Source organism: Streptomyces sp. HSS9-12, from assembly GCF_054963655.1.
Map to the genome: position 1 here is coordinate 41704 of NZ_JBUEGC010000013.1, position 24387 is coordinate 66090.

General features: G+C 70.0%; 19 protein-coding genes. 1 reads left to right on the forward strand and 18 read right to left on the reverse strand.

The features are described from left to right. Nucleotides 1-89 precede the first annotated feature (89 nt). The 4 genes from mimD to ACY34J_RS09450 all read right to left on the reverse strand — a co-directional run bounded on the left by mimD (nt 90) and on the right by ACY34J_RS09450 (nt 4367). Entirely contained in the window at nt 90-446 is a 357-nt protein-coding gene (gene mimD, locus ACY34J_RS09435) for a propane 2-monooxygenase effector subunit MimD (RefSeq protein WP_462724816.1), read from the reverse strand. Then, nucleotides 443-1549 (reverse strand): aromatic/alkene monooxygenase hydroxylase subunit beta, encoded by a 1107-nt coding sequence (locus tag ACY34J_RS09440; protein ID WP_462724817.1) that lies wholly within the window; start codon nt 1547-1549, stop codon nt 443-445. Before ACY34J_RS09440 ends, mimD begins: the two co-directional genes overlap by 4 nt. A gap of 58 nt (nt 1550-1607) precedes the next feature. Further along, nucleotides 1608-2645: an FAD-binding oxidoreductase gene (locus ACY34J_RS09445; protein WP_462724818.1), complete on the reverse strand. Its 1038-nt coding sequence runs from the start codon at nt 2643-2645 to the stop codon at nt 1608-1610. A gap of 78 nt (nt 2646-2723) precedes the next feature. Beyond that, on the reverse strand, nt 2724-4367 hold the full coding sequence (locus tag ACY34J_RS09450) for a ferritin family protein (protein ID WP_462724819.1): 1644 nt from the start codon (nt 4365-4367) through the stop codon (nt 2724-2726). A 278-nt stretch (nt 4368-4645) separates the two neighbouring features. On the opposite strand from ACY34J_RS09450, the gene ACY34J_RS09455 reads away from it, so the two are divergent. Then, the gene (locus ACY34J_RS09455) at nt 4646-6454 is read left to right on the forward strand and encodes a sigma-54-dependent Fis family transcriptional regulator (protein ID WP_462724820.1); all 1809 of its coding nucleotides are present in this window, start codon (nt 4646-4648) and stop codon (nt 6452-6454) included. Nucleotides 6455-6613: 159 nt separating this feature from the next. On the opposite strand, the gene ACY34J_RS09460 is transcribed toward ACY34J_RS09455, so the two are convergent. From ACY34J_RS09460 to ACY34J_RS09525, 14 genes are all read right to left on the reverse strand, one after another. Beyond that, complete coding sequence (locus ACY34J_RS09460) at nt 6614-7516, reverse strand: inositol monophosphatase family protein (protein WP_462724821.1); 903 nt, start codon at nt 7514-7516, stop codon at nt 6614-6616. Further along, a complete protein-coding gene (locus tag ACY34J_RS09465; protein ID WP_462724822.1) occupies nt 7497-8162 on the reverse strand; it encodes a hypothetical protein in 666 nt (221 codons plus the stop codon). Before ACY34J_RS09465 ends, ACY34J_RS09460 begins: the two co-directional genes overlap by 20 nt. 38 nt (nt 8163-8200) lie before the next feature. Further along, nucleotides 8201-9190, reverse strand: coding sequence for a hypothetical protein (locus ACY34J_RS09470; RefSeq protein WP_462724823.1), 990 nt, complete (start codon nt 9188-9190; stop codon nt 8201-8203). A gap of 293 nt (nt 9191-9483) precedes the next feature. Then, entirely contained in the window at nt 9484-10944 is a 1461-nt protein-coding gene (locus ACY34J_RS09475; RefSeq protein WP_462724824.1) for a glutamate synthase subunit beta, read from the reverse strand. Beyond that, nucleotides 10937-15538: a glutamate synthase large subunit gene (gene gltB, locus ACY34J_RS09480; protein WP_462724825.1), complete on the reverse strand. Its 4602-nt coding sequence runs from the start codon at nt 15536-15538 to the stop codon at nt 10937-10939. The genes ACY34J_RS09475 and gltB overlap by 8 nt, the downstream gene beginning before the upstream one ends. Before the next feature lie 268 nt (nt 15539-15806). Next, on the reverse strand, nt 15807-16538 hold the full coding sequence (locus ACY34J_RS09485; RefSeq protein ID WP_462724826.1) for a VIT1/CCC1 transporter family protein: 732 nt from the start codon (nt 16536-16538) through the stop codon (nt 15807-15809). A gap of 1004 nt (nt 16539-17542) precedes the next feature. After that, a complete protein-coding gene (lgt, locus tag ACY34J_RS09490) occupies nt 17543-18553 on the reverse strand; it encodes a prolipoprotein diacylglyceryl transferase (protein WP_462724827.1) in 1011 nt (336 codons plus the stop codon). A 62-nt stretch (nt 18554-18615) separates the two neighbouring features. Then, nucleotides 18616-19395, reverse strand: coding sequence for a DsbA family protein (locus tag ACY34J_RS09495; RefSeq protein WP_462724828.1), 780 nt, complete (start codon nt 19393-19395; stop codon nt 18616-18618). A gap of 58 nt (nt 19396-19453) precedes the next feature. Continuing rightward, complete coding sequence (gene trpA / locus ACY34J_RS09500) at nt 19454-20281, reverse strand: tryptophan synthase subunit alpha (protein WP_462724829.1); 828 nt, start codon at nt 20279-20281, stop codon at nt 19454-19456. Next, nucleotides 20278-21591 (reverse strand): tryptophan synthase subunit beta, encoded by a 1314-nt coding sequence (gene trpB / locus ACY34J_RS09505; RefSeq protein ID WP_462724830.1) that lies wholly within the window; start codon nt 21589-21591, stop codon nt 20278-20280. Before trpB ends, trpA begins: the two co-directional genes overlap by 4 nt. A gap of 659 nt (nt 21592-22250) precedes the next feature. After that, a complete protein-coding gene (trpM, locus tag ACY34J_RS09510) occupies nt 22251-22454 on the reverse strand; it encodes a tryptophan biosynthesis modulator TrpM (RefSeq protein ID WP_462724831.1) in 204 nt (67 codons plus the stop codon). After that, nucleotides 22420-23229, reverse strand: coding sequence for an indole-3-glycerol phosphate synthase TrpC (gene trpC, locus ACY34J_RS09515; RefSeq protein ID WP_462724832.1), 810 nt, complete (start codon nt 23227-23229; stop codon nt 22420-22422). The genes trpM and trpC overlap by 35 nt, the downstream gene beginning before the upstream one ends. A gap of 220 nt (nt 23230-23449) precedes the next feature. Then, nucleotides 23450-23893 carry a DUF2752 domain-containing protein gene (locus ACY34J_RS09520; RefSeq protein WP_462724833.1) on the reverse strand — a complete coding sequence of 148 codons (444 nt, stop codon included), beginning with the start codon at nt 23891-23893 and terminating at the stop codon, nt 23450-23452. A gap of 150 nt (nt 23894-24043) precedes the next feature. After that, entirely contained in the window at nt 24044-24292 is a 249-nt protein-coding gene (locus tag ACY34J_RS09525; RefSeq protein WP_462724834.1) for an HGxxPAAW family protein, read from the reverse strand. Nucleotides 24293-24387 lie beyond the last annotated feature (95 nt).

Consider the following 24387-nt stretch of genomic DNA (forward strand, 5'->3'; position numbering starts at 1 on the left):
GGAGGGGGTGTGCGGTGGGGGAGTGCGGGGGCGGATGCGGCCCGTGGAAACGCACTCCCCCGACCGTTCTCCCTCCTGGGCAGCCGGTGCTACTGGACCGGCTTGAGGTCGAAGTCGATGTACTCCGCGGCTTCCTCCGGGCTGGCGAAGAGCATCGTCTTGTCGTCGAAGTGGACCATGCGCCCGTAGTGCGTCGACATGATCTCTTCGAAGTCGGACTGGTCGAACTCGAAGCCGATCGCCTCGGTGATCTCGTCGAAGTCGAACAGCAGCTTCCCTTCGCCGTCGACCCGGATCATCGACGGGTACTCCTCGACGGACACGCCGGCCTTGCCGCGCATCACCTCGGCCACGACATGGCCGTTCTGGTTGTTCATCAGGGTCACACCGCACATGTTCGAGAACGTGCGGTTGGTGTCGAAGTTCTGATTCTTGCCGGCAGTCACTGCGACAGTCCCTTCGGTTCGGAGAGGTGCAGGTCGGACAGCAGGCTGCGGAAACCCGCCGCCGCGGCGTCGAAGGAGTCGGCGAAGGTGACCACCTTCTCCTGCGGCTGCGACCAGATCGGCTGCAGTTCGTGCGCCGCCCTGACGCTCAGCGGTACCCACGCCTCCAGCCAGCCCTGCAGTACGTCCCGGTTGTGCCGGCCGTGGGTCTCGTCCGTGGTGAGCATGCGGAACAGCGCCCGGGTGTAGCGCAGATCGCGGTCGTAGTCGTTCTCCCCGGTGCCGACCAGCGTCGGGGTCACGTAGTCGCCATTGCGCGCGGCGACCTGCATCACCAGGTGGCTGCGGAACAGAACACCGACCAGCGACTCGAACACCACGTTGGTGGCGAACAGAGACTCGGCCCAGTCCCCGATGGCGGTGAGCTTCTCGACGTTCTCCCGCACCCCCTGCCAGGCCGGGTCGGTGTGCCAGGTCTTCCTGTGGGCCGCCCCGTCGAAACCGATCTCCGCCTCGGAGAGATCCAGGTTGAACAGGGCCAGGTCCTGGGCGAAGCGCAGCTTGTGGGCGCTGTTCACTGCGATCGCCGTGTTGATCATGTTGGTGGGTGCGGAACGCTGCTCGGAGGTGAACACGTGCATGCCCAGTCCGTGCTCGGCGTGCATCCACGCGCCCAGGTGCCGCTCCAGGAACGTCACCCAGGCCGAGGACCAGCCTCGGTAGGCGTCGGCCTTCTTCGCGTTCTCCAGGTTGAGCTGGATCTGCCGGACGACGTTGGAGTTGTTCCGGTAGATCGTCTGTTCCCACTCCTCATTCGGGTCGAGGAAGCGGTGCCAGTCGCCGGACCGAAGCACGGTCCAGTCCTTGGGGTAGCCGCCCTTGCCGTCCGCGAACCCGTAGATCCAGCCCTGGCTCAGGTGACGTTCCGGGTCCGGCTGCACATCGAGCGTGACGTCCTCGTACATCGTGGCCCGCTTCTTCTGGGGCGTGAAGTAGTTGTACGAGCGGCTCTTCGAGCTGGGGAATTCTTTCAGACCCGCTTCCGCGCCGGTGAATTCGATGCGGGGAAAGCTCCTTGGCGCGGTCTTTTCCGCTGGGGCCATGGGCGCGCACCTTTCTGTGTCTGGCTGATGGGTGAAAGTGGCATCCGTCGGGGATCCGTCAGTCCTCGGCGGCAGCGGTGATGGTGAACTTGTCGAAGAAGATCTGCTCTTCGGGCACGCCCATGCCCTCCAGCAGCGGCAGGGCCGCGTCGATCATCGGCGGCGGCCCACAGAGGTAGATGTCGCAGTCGGCGAGGTTGTCCTCCCGACGTTCCAGGACATCGGTGACCAGACCGGTCTCCCCGGGCCAGTCGTGCGGCCAGCTGTCGGACAGGCAGGGCACAAAGCGGAAGGCGGGCAGCTGCTCGGCGAGGTGTGTCAGCTCGTCGAGTTGGATCAGGTCGCCTTCGGTGCGGGCACCGTAGTAGTAGACCGCCTCGCGCTCGTTCCCGCTCTCGGCCATCTGCCGCAGCAGCGACAGGATGGGGGCCATCCCGGCGCCGCCTCCGACGAAGACCAGCCGGCGGTCGGAGCCGACTCGCAGGGTGAAGGTGCCGTACGGGCCGGTCACCTGCAGCGGGTCGCCGGTCGCGAGGCCGTCTTCGAGCAGGCCGGAGAACTTGCCTCCGGGGTAGCGCTTGATGATGAACTCCAACTGGCCTTCGGCCGCGGCGAGGTTGGCCATGGAGAACGAGCGGTGTTCACCGGTTCCGGGGACGGTGATGTCGACGTACTGGCCGGGGTGGAAGCGGAAGGTGGACTCCTCGGGCAGCTTCAGCCGCAGCAGGGAGATGTCGTGCGTGAGCTCCCTCAGCGAGGCCACCTCGGTCTGTTCGGTGACCACCGGCAGACCGGACCTGATCATGTCCTCGTCGTAGTTGTCGAGTTCGATCTCCACGTCGCTGTAGGCGTGCGACCGGCACAACAGGACGTACCCCTCGTCCCTTTCGAAGTCGGGCAGGGCGAACGTGGAGTACTGGCCCATCTGGACATCGCCGTCGAGCAGGAAGGACTTGCATGCCGAGCACTGGCCTTCCTTGCAGCCGTGGATCAGCATGACGCCCTGCCGGAAAGCGGCATCGAGCACCGTTTCGTCCTCGTCGGCCTCGATCTCCATGCCTACCGGTTCGAATCGGACCTTGTGCGTGTCGGCCATGATGCCGCTCCTCGGGTGGGGGCTCTCGCCGCGGCGCGTCGCGGCTGCGCGCCGCGGCGAGAGCCGGTCGGGTCGGCGTCAGGCCGCCGCGGGGGTGACGTTCGGGTTCGCCTTGTAGGCCGCGATGTGCGCTTCACGCTCGCTGTCGGACATCTCGTTGAGCAGCACGTTGGGGCTGTAGAACGGGGTGCCGCGCACGTCGTCGAGGGTCCACAGCTTCTTCGGGTCGTCCAGGTCCAGGTGCGGCTGCGGGACCAGCGTCTTGCCGTCGTCGCGGACGTAGCCGAGGTCGGTGATGATGTCGGCCAGGTCCTGCCCGTGGTAGAGCGTCTCCCACTCGCGCTTGCCGGTCAGTCGGCCCATGTTCGGGGTCGGGGTGCCCTCGTACTCCGGGCGGAAGGCCACCTTGTCGGTCCAGTGGCAGGGCTCGGAGCAGTAGGTCCGCCACTGGTCGTCGACCTTGTCGACCACCATGTCCTCGCGGACGAGGCACGGCACCATGCAGGTCCAGCAGCGGTGCGGGTACTCGTAGCCGACGTCCTCGAACGCGATCGGCTTGTTGCGGCCCGGGTAGCGCAGCCGGTTGTACTCCTCCCACCAGCGGCCGAACTGGTTGTACCAGCCGGGGTACTTCGACTCGAACCACTCGAAGTCCTCGTCGGTCATCGGATCGATGCGCCAGTAGTTGACCGGCCATCCGGTGGCGAAGAACTGGGCGACGCGGTGCACGTAGTGCTGGTTGTAGATCCGGTTCCACGACTCCTCGACCAGGTCGTGCGGGATGACCAGGCCGTACTTCTCCAGCGGGATGAGGTAGCTGCGGTAGTAGTCGTCGTAGATCCACCGACGCCACATCTCCGCGTAGCTGTCCCGGTCCTTGCGGCGGTCCTTGGTGCCGTACTCGATGAAGGTGCCGATCGCGGCGTCCACCACGCAGTGGTTGTTCCACCACGCGTAGCGCAGGTCGCGCTCAAGCAGCTTGCGGTTGTCCTCGTCGGCCAGCGCCATCAGCAGGATGGAGTAGCCGTTGGAGATGTGCCGGGACTCGTCCGACTGCACCGAGTGGAACACCGTTGGCAGCAGGTAGTCGCCGTTGGCGGACGCCTCCGACGGCATGGCCACGAACAGGGTGTTGGTGAAGGCGGTCTCGGCGACCACGGTCAGGTAGATGTTGGCGGCGGTGATCGCGTCGCCGGTGATGAAGCCCTCGCCGAACTGCCGGCCAATGGTGCCGCAGTAGCTGTTGGAGAAGGCCTTCTCGGTGATGTCGAACCCGGCCGGGTCGATGTAGTGGTTCATGTACAGGCGCTTGAGGTTCATCTGGATCGTCGAGTGCCTGACCTCGTCGATCATCTGCACGGCCAGGCCGTTGTGGATCTCGGGGTTGGGGACCGCGTCGATGGCCATCGGCATGGCCCGGGCGGCCGAGATCTCCGGGAACGGGATGATGGACAGGAACAGCTTCTGCCACTCCATCCAGCGCTCTTGCACCTGCCGGAACATGTTCCCGCGGATGGCACCGTCCATCGCGCCGTAGACGCGGTTGTCCTTCTCCTCCTCCATCGGGAAGTAGGAACGCAGGATCTGCTTGAGGGGGTCCTTCTTCGGCGCCTTGTCGAACTTGTAGTCGGTGCCGAACCGCTTCGCCGGGGTGGCGAAGGTCGGCTCCCATGACAGCTCGGTGATCTTCTTGTGCGCCTTGCTCAGACTTTGTCGGCTCACTCCATGCCTCCTGGGAATGGGTGGTGCACGGCTTCGGCGCCCGCGACCGCACCGTCGCCACGCTGGTCACCCGCGTGTCACCCGGGGCGCCCCTGGCGGTCGCAGGGGCCCCGTCGATGACGTCCTGGCATGAGCAATCACACGGCACCCGGCGGCCGGGCGCGGTCTCAATATGAGACGGTCCCGCGGTCTTCCTGCGATGTGCGGGGCCTGGTTGCATGGCCGTAACACATCCCCGAAGCGCCTCTGAAATCTCACGAGCCGGAAAGGGAGACGTGATGCGCTCGACACACTCCGACGCTCCGCGCCCGCCTCGCGGACGGGTGCTCGCGGCGGCGCGGGAGCGGTTCATCACGGCCGGGGCCGTCGACTGCGACCAGGTACGCGAGACGATCGCCGCCTCGTGGTGGAGGTCGAAGAGCTGGAAGGTCGCCGCCGACCATGTCCAGCAGCCGTACGCCAAGGACCCGAATCTCGAGACCCCGCTGGTGCACAGCGCCGCACCGGTCCTCAAGCGGCTACGGGAGCAGGTGAGCGATGAGGCGGTGAGCATCATCCTCACCGATGCGGCGGGCGTCGTCCTCGACCGGCGCACCGGGGACCCTCAGCTCGAACGCCACCTGGACCGGGTCCAGCTCGCCCCCGGCTTCAGCTATGCCGAAAAGTTCGTGGGGACCAACGGCATCGGCACGGCCCTGGAGGGCCGCCAGGCCACCGGGGTGGTCGGACACGAGCACTACGCCGAGGACCTCGAGGACCTCGGCTGTGTCGGGGTGCCGGTACGCCACCCCGTCTCCGGACGCGTGCTCGGTGTGCTGGACCTGACCTGCTGGAGCCACGACGTCTCACCCCTGCTGCTGGCGCTGGCCAAGACCACGGCCGAGCACATCGAGCGGGAACTGACGACGCTGACCGGACTGCGGGAATTCGCGCTGTTCCAGGAGTACCTGCGGGCCTGCCGCCATAGCCGCGGCATCGTATTCGCGCTCAACAACGACGTCGTCATGATGAACGACCATGCCCGTCAGGTGCTCACGGCCACCGACCAGGCCGCGCTGCTGGCCAGCGCGGCCGAGGCGATGATGGGCAGCAAACGCGTCACGATCGATGTGGATCTGCCCAGTGGCGCAACGGCCAGGATGTCCTGCGCTCCGGTGCACGCCGAATCAGGTCCCGCCGGTGGCGTGGTCCGAGTCCGGCTCACCGGGACGGCCCCGGGGCTGCCGCCCGGCACACCGGCCTGCCGCCCCGTGCTGCCCGGCCTCGCCGGCTCGTCTGCCGTGTGGCAGCGCGCCTGCGACCAAGTGCGCGCGCGCTACCAGACCGGCGAATGGATCACCGTGCACGGCGAGGCGGGCACCGGCAAGCTCGCCCTGCTGCGCGCCGTGCACCGCCACCACGATCCCGCCGGCCGCTTCCACGTACTGGACGCCGCCGAGGCGACCGACTCCACCGCATTCCTCAGCTACGTGCGGCAGGAATTGCAGCAGAGCAGCGGCACGCTGGTACTCCGGCACATCGACCGGCTGCCCCGCGAGACCACTCAGTCACTTGCCGCTCTCCTCCACCGGCAGCACCGGGCCGCCGACCGGGCCGGAGAGCGCCTGTGGGTGACGGCGACCCACCACCCACTCGACCACGACCACGACCTCGCCTGCCTGCTGCGCGCCTTCCCCGCAGCGGTGGAGGTCTCGCCGCTGCGCCACCGCATCGAGGATGTCGGCGAACTCGTGCCCTTCCTGCTCACGAACCTGAACTCGACCGCCACCTTGACCTGCTCCCCTGCCGCGATGCGGCTGCTGATGCGCGCCACCTGGCCCGGGAACACCGCGCAACTCCGGCAGGCCCTGAGCACCGTGGCGCAGCACCGCAGATCCGGGGTGATCGAGCCGGGCGACCTGCCTCCGGAATGCCAGACGGTGGGCCGCCGGGTGCTCAGCCCCCTGGAGTCCCTCGAACGCGATGCGATCGTACGCAGCCTGATCGACGCCAAGGGCAACAAGAACGAAGCCGCCCGAGCACTGGGAGTCTCCCGCGCCACCATTTACCGCAAGATCCGCGAGTACGGGATAGATCCCCCGCGCTGACACCCGCCGGCGTTGAGCGGAAGCCCGGTGCTCCTCCGTCCGGCGGATGGCCGAGCAGGCGGCCCGCGGCCGGATACCAAGCGGAACGCCGGACACCCGGTGCAGGATCCCGTCGATCACCTGCCGGTGGTCCCGCCACCTGCCGCAGCGGCCAAGGCCCTAGCGGACGAGGTCGAGCACCGCGCTCTGGCTGACGAGTTCGAGCAGGTACGGAATGTCCTCCGGCCGCCCGGCGACAAAACTCCGGTCGGAGTCCGGCCGTGCGATGGAGCTCTGGAACGCGCCGCCGTCCAGGGCGCGGATCTCCAGGCCGGCCTCCGCGGCGAGCAGCGCACCGGCGGGGAAGTCGATGACCCCGGCCCGGTAGCCGACGAAGCCGTCGATGTCGCCGCGGGCGAGCATCGACCAGGTCAGCAGCGGCGCCCACAGCTGGAGCAGGCGCCTGGAGCGGGCTTCCAGGGCCGACTTGAGCGTGCACGCGGCCGGGTCCTCGCGGGCGACGGAATGCCCCTGGGTCCAGGCCAGCAGCGGCCCGGAGGGCGAGAGCGGTCCGGCGGGGCCGGTCATCCGGCCGTGCGGCCCGTATGCCCCGCAGCCGTTCAGCGCCGACCAGGTCTGGTCGGTGACGGGGTCGTGGACGACGCCGACCACCGGTTCGTCGTCGACGCACAGAGCGACACCGACGACGTACGCCGGCAGCCCGATGACGACGTTGTTGCTCCCGTCGAGCGGGTCGACCAGCCACGTTCTGCGCGGCCCCGGCGCGTCGGCCGCGTCGCCCTCTAAGCTCCCCGCCTCCTCGGCGAGGATGCGGTCGTGCGGGTAGCGCTCCCGGATCCGCTGTACGACGAGCCGCTCCGCCATCAGGTCCAGATCGGTGACCACATCGCCGCGGTCGCCCTTCGGGCGGATGCCGTACTGGCCCTGGAATCCGGAGAGCACCAGAGCGCCCGCCTCGCGGACGGCGGCGACGGCCAGCTCCCGCTCGGCCGCGAACTCCGCTGCCGCGAACGGCTCTCCCGCGTCCACGGTGCCGGCTGGGTCAGTCTTCGTGATGCCCATGGATCCTCCTGAGGGCGGTCAGCGCCGTCCGGGCGGTCAGCACGGCGTCGCATGTCTGTCGTACCACCTGGTGGGCGTTGCCATGCACCGGCCCGAGGGAGAGGTCGCTGTGCCGTGGCAGGGAGCGGCCGAGCACCAGGGTGGCGGCGGCGCTCCCACTCGGTACGACGGTGGTGTGGAACGCCCCTGCCGGCAGCCGGTAAATCTGGCCTCGGGTGCTGGTCTGCTCGGGGCCGGGCTCGCAGCGGACCAGGCGTGAAGTCGGCCGGATCTCGTCCACCCCGGAGGGACTGCTGTGCACCTGGAAGACGCGGTGGGTGGGCCGCACGGTATCCCGGTCCACGCAGATCCGCAGATTGCCGACCCGGCCGTAGAGCACCAAGCTGGTCAGCTCCCAGCTGTGACAGTGCATGGGCGATGTGGTGAGTTCGACGGAGTCGCTCGCGCCGGGCTCGAAGACGTGCACGCAGACGCCCCGGTCGCCGTCACGTAACACCGGCAGGCAGAGAAAACCGAGCGGGTGACGTACGGCGCGCAGCTCACGCCGCCCGGAGGCGACGTCCTCCAGTGCGGTCGATGCCGCGTCGAAGAGCGAGTCGGTCCCCCCGCCCAGCCCAATGGTCCGTTCGAGTACTCGATAGTCCATGGGATGTCTCCTTCGGCGCCGGGTCCCCCAGCGGCGGCTCATCTCCGGTACGGGTTCTCCGCGTGCAGCGCCTTGTCGATGATCTCGCCGACGTCTCTGTCGGTGATGGCGGCGGGAAGCGCCAGGTCCAGGCTCTCGAACAGGCGGCGCGCCTCGTCCACCGTGGGCTCGTCGCTGAGCGGCGCGGCGCCGTGCAGATTGAGGGCGAGCGCCTGTTCGCGGGCCTGGTGCAGCTCGGTCAGGTAGTAGTCGTAGAGCGGACGCCCCCGCTCCACCAGGAGGTTGACCCGGCGCAGATCGTCCTGGGTGATGATCAGGCACGAGTCGGTCAGGTCGAAGCGGAGGGTGGGAACCACCGACGAGAGGTGGACGTCGATCTCCAGGATGTCCAGCCGCTGCTTGTGCCAGCAGGCGGCGAGCACGGTGGCGTACGACTCCTTGCGCGTACGCTCGGCGCTCCAGCCGCGCCGCTCCGCCTCGTCCCCCTGCCCGCCGTCGAAGGTCCGCCGGAAGCGTGCGTACGCCTCGCAGGCCTGGGGGTTCGCCGGGTTGACGATGTCGATCTTCATCGTGAGGGAGCGGCGCTGCTCCTGCGCCTTGCGTACGCACTCGGGGAGCGTGACGGCGCGCAGATACGTCCCGGTGCCGCCTTTGAACACCCACCGGTCGGTGTTCTGCCGCGCATCGTCCAGCGCCCGTCTGACCTCGGTCCCGGACAGCGACCGGACCATGGCGAGGTCCTCCAGCGCCCGCTGCGTCCCCGTCGTCGCCTCCCGGATGTCGGCGACCCGGCGCCGACGCTCGGTCAGCGACCCGAAGACCAGCGCGGCCAGCACCAGCAGGGTCGCACCGGAAGTGACATGGTCCGAGATTGTGTTGCCGAGAATGTCCAGCAGACCGATGACCAAGGCCGCGACGATGGCGACGACCCCGTCGAGATGCCTGAACGTCCAGGCGACGGCGGCCTCGATCCGATTCCCCGAGGACTGTCCCGGCACCTGTCCTGACGGTGCGTTGCTGCGCGCCACTGAGCCCAACTCCTCCCCCGACTAGGGAAATCGTAGGAGCCGAGCCGGGTTCCCCGCCAGGGATGCTGATCACCAATGGGTCTCATCTCCGCCAACACGCCTGCCTGGACGATGCGACCACCTGACCGGGTCACGCCGGGAGGACAAGGGAGCATCGAGTGATGCGACAGCACAGGGCGCCAGGACATGCCGCGGCGCCTGCCCTCACGGTGTGCGGTCGGGGAGGGGCAGGCGCCGCGGTTTCCGGTCCGTACGCCGTTGTACGGCGGAGCTCAAGGACCGTACGGAACGGATCAGACGGTCAGGGCGCGGTCCGTCGGGCGGATCGGAGCCGGGAGGGCGCTCGCGCCCGTCAGGTAGCGGTCCACCGCGCGGGCGGCCGAGCGGCCCTCGGCGATCGCCCACACGATCAGCGACTGGCCACGGCCCGCGTCGCCCGCCACGAAGACGCCGTCCACGTTGGTGGCGAAGTCCGCGTCGCGCGCGATGTTGCCGCGGTCGTCCAGCTCCAGCCCGAACTGCTGGACCAGGCCGTTCTCCTGGTCGGTGCCGGTGAAGCCCATCGCCAGCGTGACCAGCTGGGCCGGGATCTTCCGCTCGGTGCCCGGCTTCCGCTCCAGCTTGCCGTCCTTGAACTCGACCTCGACCAGGTGCAGGAACTGGACGTTCCCGTCCTCGTCGCCCTCGAAGTGGGTGGTGGAGACGGAGTAGACCCGCTCGCCGCCCTCCTCGTGCGCCGAGGTGACCTTGTAGAGCATCGGGAAGGTCGGCCAGGGCTGGTGCGGGGCCCGCGTCTCGCCCGGCTTCGGCATGATCTCCAGCTGGGTCACCGACGCCGCGCCCTGGCGGTGGGCGGTGCCCACGCAGTCGGCGCCCGTGTCACCGCCGCCGATGACGACGACGTGCTTGCCCTCTGCCGAGATCGGCGCGGTGACGTAGTCGCCCTCCTGCACCTTGTTGGAGAGCGGCAGGTACTCCATCGCCTGGTGGATGCCGTTCAGTTCGCGCCCCGGCACCGGCAGGTCGCGGGCGGTCGTGGCGCCGACCGCGAGCACGACGGCGTCGTAGCGCTTGCGCAGCTGCTTCGCGTCGATGTCCCGGCCGACCTCCACGCCCGTACGGAACTTGGTGCCCTCCGCGCGCATCTGCTCGATGCGGCGGTTGATGTGGCGCTTTTCCATCTTGAACTCGGGGATGCCGTAGCGCAGCAGGCCGCCGATGCGGTCGGCGCGCTCGTACACCGCGACCGTGTGACCGGCCCGCGTCAGCTGCTGGGCGGCGGCCAGGCCCGCCGGGCCCGAGCCGATGACGGCGACCGTCTTGCCGGACAGCCGCTCCGGGGGCTGCGGCGTGACATTACCGCTGTCCCACGCCTTGTCGATGATGGTGACCTCGACGTTCTTGATGGTCACCGCGGGCTGGTTGATGCCCAGCACGCACGCCGACTCACACGGAGCCGGGCACAGCCGCCCGGTGAACTCCGGGAAGTTGTTCGTGGCGTGCAGCCGCTCGCTGGCCGCCTGCCAGTCCTCGCGGTAGGCGTAGTCGTTCCACTCGGGGATGAGGTTCCCCAGCGGGCAGCCGTTGTGACAGAACGGAATGCCGCAGTCCATGCAGCGGCCGGCCTGCTTGCTGATGATCGGCAGCAGGGAGCCGGGGACGTAGACCTCGTTCCAGTCCTTGACGCGCTCTTCGACGGGGCGGGTCTTGGCGACCTCGCGCCCGGTGGTCAGGAAGCCCTTGGGGTCAGCCATTGGTCGCCGCCTCCATCATCTTCTCGTGGGTCTCGGACTCGGAGAGTCCGGCTCGCTCGGCGGCGTCCTTGGCGGCGAGCACGGCCTTGTACGTGGGCGGCAGGACCTTGCTGAAGCGCGTCACGGCCGCGTCCCAGTCGGCCAGGAGCCGCTCCGCGACGGTGGAGCCGGTCTCCTCGTGGTGGCGGCGCACCACATCGTGCAGCCACTGCCGGTCGTCCGCGTCCAGCGTCTCGACGGCGGAGACCAGGTCGCGGTTGACGTTGTCGATGTCCAGGTCGATGACGTACGCGATGCCGCCCGACATGCCCGCCGCGAAGTTGCGGCCGGTCTCGCCGAGGACGACCGCCCGGCCACCGGTCATGTACTCGCAGCCGTGGTCGCCCACGCCCTCGGACACCACCGTCGCGCCCGAGTTGCGGACGCAGAAGCGCTCGCCGACCCTGCCGCGCAGGAACATCTCGCCGCTGGTCGCGCCGTAGGCGAGGGTGTTGCCCGCGATGGTGGAGTACTCGGCCAGGTGGGAGGCCGCGCGGTCCGGGCGGACGATGATGCGGCCGCCCGACAGGCCCTTGCCGACATAGTCGTTGGCGTCGCCCTCGAGCCGCAGGGTGATACCGCGCGGCACGAAGGCACCGAAGGACTGGCCCGCGGAGCCGGTGAAGGTGATGTCGATGGTGTCGTCCGGCAGGCCGGCGCCGCCGAACTTCTTGGTCACCTCGTGGCCCAGCATGGTGCCGACGGTCCGGTTGATGTTGCGGATCGCGACCTGGGCCCGTACGGGCTGGGCCTCTTCCGCGGAGGGCGCCGCCAGCGCGTCGGCGGCGAGCTCGATGAGCTCGTTGTCGAGCGCCTTCTCCAGGCCGTGGTCCTGCGGGACGACCTGGTGCCGTACGGCGCCGGCCGGCAGGTCCGGCACGTGCAGCAGCGGCTCCAGGTCCAGGCCCTGTGCCTTCCAGTGGTCCACCGCGCGGGAGGTGTCCAGCAGCTCGGCGTGGCCGACGGCCTCCTGCAGCGTACGGAAGCCCAGTTCGGCCAGCAGCTCGCGGACCTCCTCGGCGATGAACTCGAAGAAGTTCACGACGAATTCGGCCTTGCCGTTGTACCGCTCGCGCAGCACCGGGTTCTGGGTCGCGATGCCGACGGGGCAGGTGTCCAGGTGGCACACGCGCATCATCACGCAGCCGGAGACAACCAGCGGAGCGGTCGCGAAACCGAACTCCTCGGCGCCCAGCAGCGCGGCGATGACGACGTCGCGGCCGGTCTTCAGCTGACCGTCGGTCTGCACGACGATGCGGTCGCGCAGGCCGTTGAGCAGCAGGGTCTGCTGGGTCTCGGCGAGACCGAGCTCCCAGGGTCCGCCCGCGTGCTTCAGCGAGGTCAGCGGGGAGGCACCCGTACCGCCGTCGTGGCCGGAGATCAGCACCACGTCCGCGTGCGCCTTGGACACACCGGCCGCGACCGTACCGACGCCGACCTCGGAGACCAGCTTCACGTGGATACGGGCCGCCGGGTTGGCGTTCTTGAGGTCGTGGATCAGCTGAGCCAGGTCCTCGATGGAGTAGATGTCGTGGTGCGGCGGCGGGGAGATCAGGCCCACGCCCGGGGTGGAGTGCCGGGTCCTGGCCACCCACGGGTACACCTTGTGGCCGGGCAGCTGGCCGCCCTCGCCGGGCTTGGCACCCTGCGCCATCTTGATCTGGATGTCATCGGAGTTGACCAGGTACTCACTGGTCACGCCGAAGCGGCCGGAGGCGACCTGCTTGATCGCCGACCGGCGGGCCGGGTCGTACAGCCGCTCCGGGTCCTCGCCGCCCTCACCGGTGTTGGACTTGCCGCCCAGCTGGTTCATGGCGATGGCGAGGGTCTCGTGCGCCTCCCGGGAGATGGAGCCGTACGACATGGCGCCGGTGGAGAACCGCTTGACGATCTCGCTGACCGGCTCGACCTCCTCGATCGGGATCGGCCCCCGGCCGCTCTTGAAGGAGAACAGGCCGCGCAGCGTCATCAGCCGCTCGGACTGCTCGTCCACGCGCTGGGTGTACTGCTTGAAGATGTCGTAACGGCGCGCCCGGGTGGAGTGCTGCAGCCGGAAGACCGTCTCCGGGTCGAACAGGTGCGGCTCGCCCTCACGGCGCCACTGGTACTCGCCGCCGATCTCCAGGGCACGGTGGGCCGGGGCGATGCCGGAGGCGGGGTAGGCCTTGGCGTGCCGGGCCGCGACCTCCTTGGCGATGACGTCCAGGCCCGCGCCGCCGATCTTGGTGGCGGTGCCGTGGAAGTAGGTGTCGACGAACTCCTGGTCCAGACCCACCGCTTCGAAGACCTGCGCGCCGCGGTAGGAGGCGACGGTGGAGATGCCCATCTTGGACATCACCTTCAGCACGCCCTTGCCGAGCGCCTTGATCAGGTTCTTGATCGCGACCTCGGGCTCCAGACCTTCGATGAACGTTCCTGCGCGCAGCAGGTCCTCGACCGACTCCATGGCCAGGTACGGGTTGACCGCCGCGGCGCCGTATCCGATGAGCAGCGCGACATGGTGCACCTCGCGCACGTCACCGGCCTCGACCAGCAGGCCCACCTGGGTGCGCTGCTTGGTACGGATGAGGTGGTGGTGGACGGCGGAGGTGAGCAGCAGCGACGGGATCGGCGCGTGCTCGGCGTCCGAGTGCCGGTCGGAGAGCACGATCAGCCGGGCGCCGTCGGCGATGGCCGAGTCGGCCTCGGCGCAGATCTCGGCCAGCCGCGCGGCCAGCGCCTCGCCGCCGCCGCTGACGCGGTAGAGGCCGGAGAGGGTGACCGCCTTGAAGCCGGGCAGGTCGCCGTCGGCGTTGATGTGGATGAGCTTGGCCAGCTCATCGTTGTCGATCACCGGGAACGGCAGGGTGACGCTGCGGCAGGACGCGGCCGTCGGCTCCAGCAGGTTGCCCTGCGGGCCGAGCGAGGAGATCAGCGAGGTGACGAGCTCCTCGCGGATGGCGTCCAGCGGCGGGTTGGTGACCTGCGCGAACAGCTGGGTGAAGTAGTCGAACAGCAGCCGCGGCCGAGCGGAGAGGGCGGCGATCGGCGAGTCCGTACCCATGGAGCCGATCGGCTCGGCGCCGGTCCTGGCCATGGGCGCGAGGATGACGCGCAGCTCTTCCTCGGTGTAGCCGAAGGTCTGCTGACGGCGGGTGACCGAGGCGTGGGTGTGCACGATGTGCTCGCGCTCGGGCAGGTCGGGAAGGTCGATCAGGCCGGTCTCGAGCCACTCCTGGTACGGCTGCTCGGCGGCGAGCTGGGCCTTGATCTCGTCGTCCTCGATGATGCGGTGCTCGGCGGTGTCGACGAGGAACATCCGGCCCGGCTGCAGGCGGCCCTTGCGGACGACCTTCGCCGGGTCGATGTCCAGGACGCCGACCTCGGAGGAGAGCACGACAAGGCCGTCCTCGGTGACCCAGTAGCGGCCGGGGCGCAGGCCGTTGCGGTCGAGCACGGCGCCGACCTGGGTGCCGTCGGTGAAGGTGACGCAGGCGGGGCCGTCCCAGGGCTCCATCATCGTGGAGTGGTACTGGTAGAAGGCGCGGCGGGCCGGGTCCATGGAGGGGTGGTTCTCCCACGCCTCGGGGACCATCATCAGCACCGCGTGCGGCAGCGAGCGCCCACCGAGGTGCAGCAGCTCCAGCACCTCGTCGAAGGAGGCGGAGTCCGAGGCGTCGGGGGTGCAGATCGGGAAGATCCGCTCCAGGCCCTTGTCCCCGAACTTGTCGCTGATCAGCTGAGACTCACGGGCCCGCATCCAGTTGCGGTTGCCCTGGACGGTGTTGATCTCGCCGTTGTGGGCGACGAAGCGGTACGGGTGTGCCAGCGGCCAGCTGGGGAAGGTGTTCGTCGAGAAGCGCGAGTGGACCAGCGCGATGGCGGTGGCGAACCGGCGGTCGGACAGGTCCGGGAAGAACGGCTCCAGCTGACCCGTCGTCAGCATGCCCTTGTAGACAATCGTCCGCGCGGACAGCGACGGGAAGTACACCCCGGCCTCGCGCTCGGCGCGCTTGCGCAGCACGAAGGCCAGCCGGTCCAGCTCCAGGCCGCTCTTGCCGCCGTTGCTGTCGGTCACGAAGAGCTGGGAGAAGGACGGCATGGTGGCGCGGGCGCCATTGCCCAACAGCTCGGGGGCGACCGGGACCTGGCGCCAGCCGAGAACGGTCAGGCCTTCCTCGACGGCGATCCGCTCGATGTGCCCGGCGGCCGCACCGGCCGCCGCGTCCTCGGCGGGGAGGAAGGCGATGCCGACGGCGTAGTGGCCGGCCTCGGGGAGTTCGAAGGAGACGTTCTCGCGAAGGAACGCGTCCGGAACCTGGGCGAGGATGCCCGCACCGTCACCGGAGTCGGGCTCGGAGCCGGTGGCGCCGCGGTGTTCGAGGTTCCGCAGGACGGTGAGGGCCTGTTCCACGAGCTCGTGGCTCGCCTCGCCACTGAGGGTGGCAACGAAGCCGACACCGCAGGCGTCGTGCTCGTTGCGCGGGTCGTACATCCCCTGCTGGGCGGGGCGCCCGTCCATGGGCGACCAAGCGGTGCTACCGCCGGTCACGGGCTGCGTGGACGCGGAACGCATCAGCTCTCCCGTCGTCGTCGAGGCATGGTCTATACCGAGGGACGACGTTGGCCCTCTGCGTCTGAATTTTCGTGCAGGTTACATGATGGCCCGCTTCTCGAGAAGCGGATACCGCATTCCAACATGCGGACAGCTGCTGGTTACTGGAGTGGGGTGTCAACCGGACGGATCGACCGCCGTACCCAGAAACGCGGCAGGCGACATTGCCTGCAGCGCTCCGGGCTCATGCCCGCTCATTACCGCTATGAAACGGCTGAGTAACAGCGACTTATCCCACCGCGGTGCCGAAGAGCGCTCCGAGTCCGAAGGTGACCGCGGCAGCAGCTCCCCCCAGTATCAGCTGCCGGAGCCCGCTGTACCACCAGGAGCGGGCCGTGACCCTGGCCACCACCGCACCGCACACGAACAGGCCGCACAGCGCGAGCAGCACCGCGGGCCACAGCGCGGCGGTGCCGAGCAGGTACGGCAGCACGGGCAGCATCGCGCCGAGAGCGAAGGACCCGAACGACGACAGGGCCGCGACCAGCGGAGAGGGAAGCTCCGACGGGTCCACGCCGAGCTCCTCGCGGGCGTGGATCTCCAGCGCCTGCTCGGGGTCCTTCGACAGCTGCCGCGCGACCTCGGCTGCGAGCCCGGGCTCCACACCGCGGGAGATGTACAGCTCGGCGAGCTCCTTCTGCTCGTCCTTGGGGTGCCGGCGCAGCTCCGCCCGCTCGACCTCCAGCTCGGCGAGGACCAGCTCGCGCTGGGAGGCGACGGAGGTGTACTCGCCGGCCGCCATCGAGAAGGCACCGGCGGCGAGCCCCGCCAGACCGGTGATCACGATGGTCTGCGAGGACACGGAGCCACCGGCGACGCCGGTGATCAGGGCGAGGTTGGAGACCAGACCGTCCATGGCGCCGAAGACCGCGGGGCGGAGCCAGCCGCCGTTGACGTCACGGTGGGTGTGGTTGTCGCGGTGGGCGATGTGCGGTGCGACGTCGGTCTCGATGACGGACATGCGGTGAGGCTCCTTCCCCCGGGGGCCGGCCCGGCGCCCTCCCCCACGCGTTCGAAGGTACGCACGAAGGGGCATGATCCGCTAGCAAGGAAGGCCGTACTTACCGCGCTGACCTGCGGGTTCTCCTCCGGAGGGGTGCGGGGGTACGGCGCCTGCGCCGCGGTGGAACCGGATACGGCACCCACACCGCGGTGGCACCGGATACGGCGCGGCGCCGTGAGCCTGCCGGGGCCGGGGCCTCCGGGGCGGAGGTCCCGGATACGGCACCCACACCGCGGTGGCACCGGATACGGCGCGGCGCCGTGAGCCTGCAGGGGCCGGGGCCTCCGGGGCGGAGGTCCCGGATACGGCACCCACACCGCGCAGTGGAACCGGATACGGCGCGGCGCCGTGAGCCTGCAGGGGCCGGGGCCTCCGGGGCGGGGGTCCCCCGGATACGGCACCCACACCGCGCGGTGGAACCGGATACGGCGCGGCGCCGTGAGCCTGCAGGGGCCGGGGCCTCCGGGGTGGGGGTCCCGGATACGGCACCCACACCGCGCGGTGGCACCGGATACGGCGCGGCGCCGTGAGCCTGCCGGGGCCGGGGCCTCCGGGGCGGGGGTCCTGGACTGCGCGCCCTCGGGCCTGGCGGCCCTGGACACGCTTTTACGTCCAGGACCCCCACCCCTCCAACCCCGACCCCTCCCGTCGCCCAGCCGTCTGCCCCCAGAATTCATCTGGCCACGGTCCCGCCCACGCGCCCTCCGCCTACAACCCCGGCCCCTCCGATCGGCAGCCCTCTACCGCCAGGGCCAGCCGCTGTGCCTCCAGAATTCACCTGGCCACGGGCCCGGCCACGCGCCCTCCGCCTACAACCCCGGCCCCTCCCGCCAGCCAGCCGTCTTCCGCCAACCTCCTCTGGCCCGCAGTGGGTTGGGAAATGCGCGCGCCGCAGGCGTGGGTCAGGGGGCGAACGGCCGCGAGGCCTCTGGGGAGGGCTCGCGGCCGTGGGGTTGCGGTTGTCAGGACTTCTTCGGCGTGGCCGGGGTGGAGTCCTCGGCAGGGGTCTCGTTGTCCGTATGACTGGACGGCTCAGGCTCCGCTGGCTGGTCGGCGGTGTCCTCGCCGTCGTCCGACGCGGGCTGCGGGCCGGCCGTGTCGTGAGCCGCGTCGGTGCCATCTGCCGTGGCCTCGGCCTTCGCGCGAACCGCCTCGGCCGCCGGTTCCACGACCGTCTCCCGGCCGGGCCTCCGCTTCGCGGAGATGATCAGGTACGCCACCGCCGCCAGGAAGACGATCAGCGAGGTCCAGACGTTCAGCCGCAGGCCCAGGATGTGGTGGGCCTCGTCGATTCGCATGTACTCGATCCAGCCGCGACCCACCGTGTACGCCGCGACGTACAGCGCGAAGGCCCGCCCGTGGCCGAGGGTGAAGCGCCGGTCCGCCCAGATGACCAGCAGCGCCACACCCACGCACCACAGCGACTCGTACAGGAAGGTCGGGTGGTACGTCCCGGCCACCCGCCCGATCGCGGGGTCGGCGTCGATCTTCAGCGCCCACGGCACCTGGGTCGGCCGCCCGTACAGCTCCTGGTTGAACCAGTTGCCCCAGCGTCCGATGGCCTGGGCCAACGCGATACCGGGCGCCACCGCGTCCGCGTACGCCGGCAGCGGGATGCCCCGTCGCCGGCAGCCCATCCACGCGCCCACGGCGCCGAGGGCGATCGCGCCCCAGATGCCAAGGCCGCCCTGCCAGACCTTGAACGCGTCGACCCAGTTGCCACCCTTGCCGAAGTACGGCTCGTACGTGGTGACCACGTGATAGAGGCGACCGCCTACGAGGCCGAAGGGCACCGCCCAGACGGCGATGTCAGCGACGGTCCCGGGCAGACCACCGCGGGCGACCCACCGCCGTCCGCCGAGCCAGACGGCGACGAAGACGCCGATGATGATGCAGAACGCGTAGCCGCGCAGCGGGATCGGTCCAAGGTGGATCACGCCGGTCGACGGGCTGGGAATGTATGCGAGGTCCATGGCGAGGTCGACGCTACCGTGCTGGGCCCAAAGCGCGGAAACCCTCCCGCACATCGGTTGGATCACGACTGCTGCTTGGCCGCGTCGGCGACGAGCTTCTTCAGCTTCGCGGGCGTCAGCGGCTGCTGCTGGTTGCTGTAGACATCCTTGCCGTTGAGCAGGACGGTCGGGGTGCCCTGGTGCCCGGAGTTGGTGAAGGCGTTGTTGGACTTCTTCACCCAGTTGTCGTGCCGTCCCTCCTGGACGCAGGTCCGGAAGGCGCTGGTGACCAGGCCCGGGACCTTGCCCGCGAGCTTGATCAGGTGGTCCTTGTTCGCGAAGGCGTCGTTCGTCTCGAGCGGCTGGTTCTGGTAGAGCACATCGTGGTACGGCCAGAACTTGCCGGCGTCCTGCGCGCACGCCGCCGCGTTCGCGGCGTTGCGGGAGCCACTGCCGCCCAGGTTCCCATCGATGATCGTGACCAGGTGGTAGTCGATCTTGAGCTGATCCTTCCCGACCAGCTCATGGACGGTGGAGCGGAAGGTGTTCTCGAACTGGCCGCACGCCGGGCAGCGGAAGTCCTCGTAGACCGTGAGGGTGGAGGGCGCCCCGGCCTTCCCCACCGGGATCGCGAGGTCGTCCTGGCCCTGGGCGCCCGACGGAGCGACCACCGGCCCGCTCTCCTCGCTCTTCTTGGTCTGGGACACCACCAGGCCCACGGCCGTGGCGATGCCCAGTACCGCGACGGCAGCGACCCCGGCGATCAGCGCCCGCTTGCGCTTCTCGCGCGACCTGTCCCGCTCGCGCTGTTCCTTCAGCCGCTCGCGGGCGGCGCGCTTTCCCTCACGGTTCTTCTCGCTCACGCCCTGAAGAAACGAACCGGGGAGGCACCAGCGTGCCTCCCCGGTCGAAGATCCACCCTTACGGGCGACGTCCGGCGCGCCGCCGCACGCCCTCCGCCAGCTCGGCCGCCAGCTCACGGACCCCGGCCAGGCCGGTTCCCAGGTCCGGGGCGTCCAGCAGCCGCTTGACGAAGGCGGAGCCCACGATCACCCCGTCCGCGAAGGAGGCCACCTCGGCCGCCTGGTCCCCGTCTGAGACACCGAGCCCCACGCAGACCGGCATGTCGGTGGTGGCCCGGGTCCGCTTCACGAGGTCCCGGGCCTGCGTGCCGACCGACTCGCGAGTGCCGGTGACGCCCATCAGCGACGCCGCGTACACAAAGCCCGAGCCCGCCGCGGTGATCTTCGCGAGCCGCTCGTCCTTGCTGCTCGGGGCGACGACGAAGACGGTGGCGAGGCCGTGCTTCTCGGCGTGCTCGCGCCATGTCGCGGACTCCTGCACCGGCAGGTCCGGCAGGATGCATCCCGCGCCGCCCGCCTCGGCGAGCTCGGCGGTGAACCGCTCGATGCCGTACCGGTCGATCGGGTTCCAGTACGTCATGACGAGCACCGGCTTGCCCGTGGCCTGGTGGGCCTCGCGCACCGTGCGCATCACGTCGGCGATCTTCACGCCGCCGCGCAGCGCGATGTCGTCGGCGGTCTGGATGACGGGCCCGTCGAGCACGGGGTCGCTGTGCGGCAGTCCCACCTCGACGACGTCGGCGCCGCCGTCGAACGCGGCCTTGATCGCCTCAATGCCGCCGTCCACGGTCGGGAAGCCGGCCGGGAGGTAGGCGATGAGGGCGGAGCGGCCCTCGGCCTTGGCGGCCGCGAGGGTGTCGCTGAGCAGCTGGATGTTCCCGGTCACTTCGCGTCCCCCCGGATCTCGGCGACCCCGCCGTTCTCCTCCGCCTCGACCACCGCGTCGACCGCGGCGTCGTCCTTGACCGCGTCCCGGTCGTAGAGCCCGAAGTAGCGCGCGGCCGTGTCCATGTCCTTGTCACCGCGGCCGGACAGGTTGACCACGATCAGCCCGTCCTTGCCGAGCTCCTTGCCGACCTCGAGGGCACCGGCAAGCGCGTGGGCACTCTCGATGGCCGGGATGATGCCTTCCGTCTGCGAGAGCAGGCGCAGCGCCTGCATCGCCGCGTCGTCGGTGACGGCGCGGTACTCACCGCGGCCGCTGTCCTTGAGGTAGGCGTGCTCGGGCCCGATGCCCGGGTAGTCGAGTCCGGCCGAGATCGAGTACGGCTCGGTGATCTGGCCCTCCTCGTCCTGCAGGACATACGACCGCGAGCCGTGCAGGATGCCCGGCTCCCCCGCGGTGAGGGTCGCCGCGTGCTCGCCGGTGTCGATGCCGTGTCCGGCGGGCTCGCAGCCGATGAGGCGTACCGACGCGTCGGGGATGAAGGCGTGGAACAGGCCGATGGCGTTGGAGCCGCCGCCGACGCAGGCGACCGCGGCGTCGGGCAGCCGTCCGGCCCGCTCCAGGATCTGGCGCCGGGCCTCCACGCCGATGACGCGGTGGAAGTCGCGCACCATGGCCGGGAACGGGTGCGGCCCGGCCACGGTCCCGAAGAGGTAGTGGGTGTGGTCGACGTTGGCGACCCAGTCGCGGAACGCCTCGTTGATCGCGTCCTTCAGCGTCCGGGAGCCCGACTTCACCGCGATGACCTCGGCGCCGAGCATCCGCATCCGGGCCACGTTGAGGGCCTGCCGCTGGGTGTCCACCTCGCCCATGTAGATCGTGCAGTCGAGGCCGAACAGCGCACACGCGGTCGCCGTGGCCACCCCGTGCTGGCCGGCGCCGGTCTCGGCGATGACGCGGGTCTTGCCCATGCGCTTGGTGAGCAGCGCCTGGCCCAGCACGTTGTTGATCTTGTGGGATCCGGTGTGGTTCAGGTCTTCCCGCTTGAGGAAGATCCGCGCGCCTCCCGCGTGCTGCGCGAACCGCGGCACCTCGGTGAGGGCGCTGGGCCGCCCGGTGTAGTTGACCAGCAGATCGTCCAGCTCGGCGGCGAAGGCCGGGTCGGCCTTGGCCTTCTCGTACTCGACCGCGACCTCGTCGACGGCAGCGACGAGCGCCTCGGGGATGAACTTGCCGCCGAACCGGCCGAAGTAGCCCTCGGCGGTGGGGGTGTTCCCCTCCGGGTCCGGAATGAAGAAGTCAGAGGACATCCGACGTACTCCTCGTACGGGGCTTGCGCCCCAGAAAGTATCGGTATGTAAACGTCACGGTACGACTCGGCGGCTGCGCCGTCCCCGCCGCGTATGCGGCTGGGTATTTCGCCCACCCACCGCCCGGGACCCAGCGGCCCTTTGCCCACCACTCCCGTGGTGCCGAGCTGGCCACCCACAGATGCTGTCGGCAGCCGGGCCACGCCAGGATCCCACCCGCCTTCGAGACCGGACTGGCGCAGTGCTCCAGCCGGACGCCGGGAGGGTCAGGCGGCGTCTCCCGAAGGCACCTCAGCTGTGCTGGTACCGCGCCTGGGTGGCACGTACCGGAGGCGCCTCCCCTGGCAGCTACCGGACACGGGCCGGGTGGCACGTGCCGACGGCGGGCCGGGGCGCTGACGGGAGGGGTCGGGGTCGTAGGGGTGGGGGTCCTGGACGTAAAAGCGTGTCCAGGGCCGCCAGGCCCGAGGGCGCGCAGTCCAGGACCCCCACCCCGGAGGCCCCGGCCCCGGCACCCCCGCGGCGCGGCGCCATACCCGGCACCCCCCTCGCAAGGAGAACCCACAGCACGGCGCCGTACCCGGCCCCCCCGCGCAGGGAGAACCCACAGCACGGCGCCATACCCGGCACCCGAACTCAGCGCGGCAGGCGGCGAACCCCTAAAACCCCATACGGCCAGCCGCCAGGCGCCATCGCATCCCGTTGACCTGTCCCGGCTCGCACCCGATCACATAGCGAACCCGGCGCCCCCGCACCCTCCGCGCGGGCGCACGGCAACCGCGCGGCCTGCAGCCGCGAGCCAGCCGTGCGTACACGCGCATACGAGCCTCAGCCCCGCCCGTGCCGCAGCGCCGGATGCGCACCCGCCGCGACCAGATCGGCGACGGCGGCCTTCGGGTCACGACCGGTGACCAGCGACTCGCCCACCAGCACGGCGTCCGCGCCGTCGTTCGCGTACGCGATCAGGTCGTGCGGCCCGCGCACACCGGACTCGGCGACCTTCACGATGTGCGCCGGAATCTCCGGCGCGAGACGAGCGAACGTGTCGCGGTCCACCTCAAGCGTCTTCAGGTCGCGTGCGTTGATGCCGATGATCCGCGCCCCGGCGTCGAGCGCCCGCTCAGCCTCTTCCTCGTCATGCACCTCGACCAACGGCGTCAGCCCGATGGACTCGGCCCGCTCGACCAGCGAGACCAGCGCCTCCTGGTCCAGCGCCGCGACGATCAGTAGCGCCAGGTCGGCGCCGCAGGCCCGGGCCTCCCACAGCTGATAGGAGGTGACGATGAAGTCCTTGCGCAGGATCGGAATGTCGACCTTGGCCCGCACGGCCTCCAGGTCGGCCAGCGACCCGCCGAACCGGCGCTTCTCGGTCAGCACGCTGATCGCGGCCGCGCCGCCTGCCTCGTAGTCGGAGGCGAGCCCAGCCGGGTCGGCGATCGCGGCGAGCGCGCCCTTGGACGGGCTGGAGCGCTTGACCTCACAGATCACCTTGACGTCATCGCCCCGCAGCGCGGCGACGCCATCCTTGGCGGGGGTGGCCTTCGCGGCCCGCTCCTTGAGCTCGTCGAGGCTGACACGCGCCTGCCGCTCGGCGAGGTCCGCGCGGACTCCGTCGATGATCTCGTCGAGCACACTCACGCGAGCGGCCCCCTTCCGGGACGGTATGCGGACTCCCCCGGTCCAGAGGCCGGGAGACGGTGGTCGGCGCCCGGTGGGCGCTGCCTCACCTGCAGTTGTATGAGGCACTGCGATGGTATCCGGACGCGAAGGGCGTTCTCGCATCCGGTGGACGCCGGTCCCAGTACGTGGACATTCGAGCTGGTTTGTCCAGCAGGCTTGAAGGCCCGCTCGGGGGTGGTCATGGCGCCAGCCCAGCCCCGAGGGGCAGATTACGGACAACGGCGAAGACGAGCGCAACGGCCGCGAAGGCCCACGCGTGTACCGGTCGCACCGGCAGCGTCATGGGGCGGCCTCGGGTGGCTTGTACGAGCCAGACCGTCCAGACCGCCGCGAAGGCGGCCCAGGCGGTGACCACGAGCGCGTTCGTGCCGACGGCCGTGGCGAGGTCGCCGTGCGCGAGGGCGTGGGTGCTGCGCAGCCCGCCGCAACCGGGGCAGTAGATCCCGGCGTAGCGGAGCAGCGGGCAGACGGGGTAGTGACCCGGCTCGTTCGGGTCCACCGCGGCGACGTAGCCGACGGCGGCGGCGACTGAAGCGAGCGTGCCGAGCGGCGCCGCCAGCCGCCGGGCCGCCGGGGCGGGCCCGATGGTCTGCTGCTGCCGCTGTGCGGATTCGTCGGTCACACTGTCGAGTTTCCTCGCACCAACGCGAAATCGCAGCCTAGGAGGCGTACGTACAGGTCGTACGGCCCCTGGCTGCGACGTCGTCCCGCTGTGCGGCGGCGGTGCGCCTGCTGTATTCGCAGCGCCGGCGCCCGGCTTCCCCAGGTCGGGTCAGCCCTCCGCCCGCGCCTCCGTCGGTGTACCCGGCTTGCCGAGCTGCTCCTCGCGCTTCGGCTGACCGAGGCCGGCGGCCCGCATCATGAGGCCGACGACACCGCCGAGCGCGACGACGACGAGGCCTGCCACGAAGCCGATGGGCTGCGCCATCACGGTGAACGCACCGGAGATGCAAAAGCCGATGAAGGCGATGATGACGCCGGTCCACGCGGCCGGGGTGTGTCCGTGGCTGCTACCCGCCATGAGTTCTCCTCGTTGCTCTGTCGCGCGTTGCTGTGTCGCTCCTCCCGGACCCCGTCCGGGAGAGCCCGGGATCGGGCACGGTGAACGCTCAGGGA

Excerpts from the sequence above, each read along its gene's own strand:
- ACY34J_RS09455 (WP_462724820.1), top strand. The coding sequence starts at position 4,646 with ATGCGCTCGACACACTCCGACGCTCCGCGCCCGCCTCGCGGACGGGTG.
- ACY34J_RS09475 (WP_462724824.1), bottom strand. The coding sequence starts at position 10,944 with ATGGCTGACCCCAAGGGCTTCCTGACCACCGGGCGCGAGGTCGCCAAG.
- ACY34J_RS09525 (WP_462724834.1), bottom strand. The coding sequence starts at position 24,292 with ATGGCGGGTAGCAGCCACGGACACACCCCGGCCGCGTGGACCGGCGTC.
- ACY34J_RS09445 (WP_462724818.1), bottom strand. The coding sequence starts at position 2,645 with ATGGCCGACACGCACAAGGTCCGATTCGAACCGGTAGGCATGGAGATC.
- ACY34J_RS09460 (WP_462724821.1), bottom strand. The coding sequence starts at position 7,516 with ATGGGCATCACGAAGACTGACCCAGCCGGCACCGTGGACGCGGGAGAG.
- lgt (WP_462724827.1), bottom strand. The coding sequence starts at position 18,553 with ATGGACCTCGCATACATTCCCAGCCCGTCGACCGGCGTGATCCACCTT.
- ACY34J_RS09440 (WP_462724817.1), bottom strand. The coding sequence starts at position 1,549 with ATGGCCCCAGCGGAAAAGACCGCGCCAAGGAGCTTTCCCCGCATCGAA.
- trpB (WP_462724830.1), bottom strand. The coding sequence starts at position 21,591 with ATGTCCTCTGACTTCTTCATTCCGGACCCGGAGGGGAACACCCCCACC.
- gltB (WP_462724825.1), bottom strand. The coding sequence starts at position 15,538 with ATGCGTTCCGCGTCCACGCAGCCCGTGACCGGCGGTAGCACCGCTTGG.
- ACY34J_RS09485 (WP_462724826.1), bottom strand. The coding sequence starts at position 16,538 with ATGTCCGTCATCGAGACCGACGTCGCACCGCACATCGCCCACCGCGAC.
- ACY34J_RS09465 (WP_462724822.1), bottom strand. The coding sequence starts at position 8,162 with ATGGACTATCGAGTACTCGAACGGACCATTGGGCTGGGCGGGGGGACC.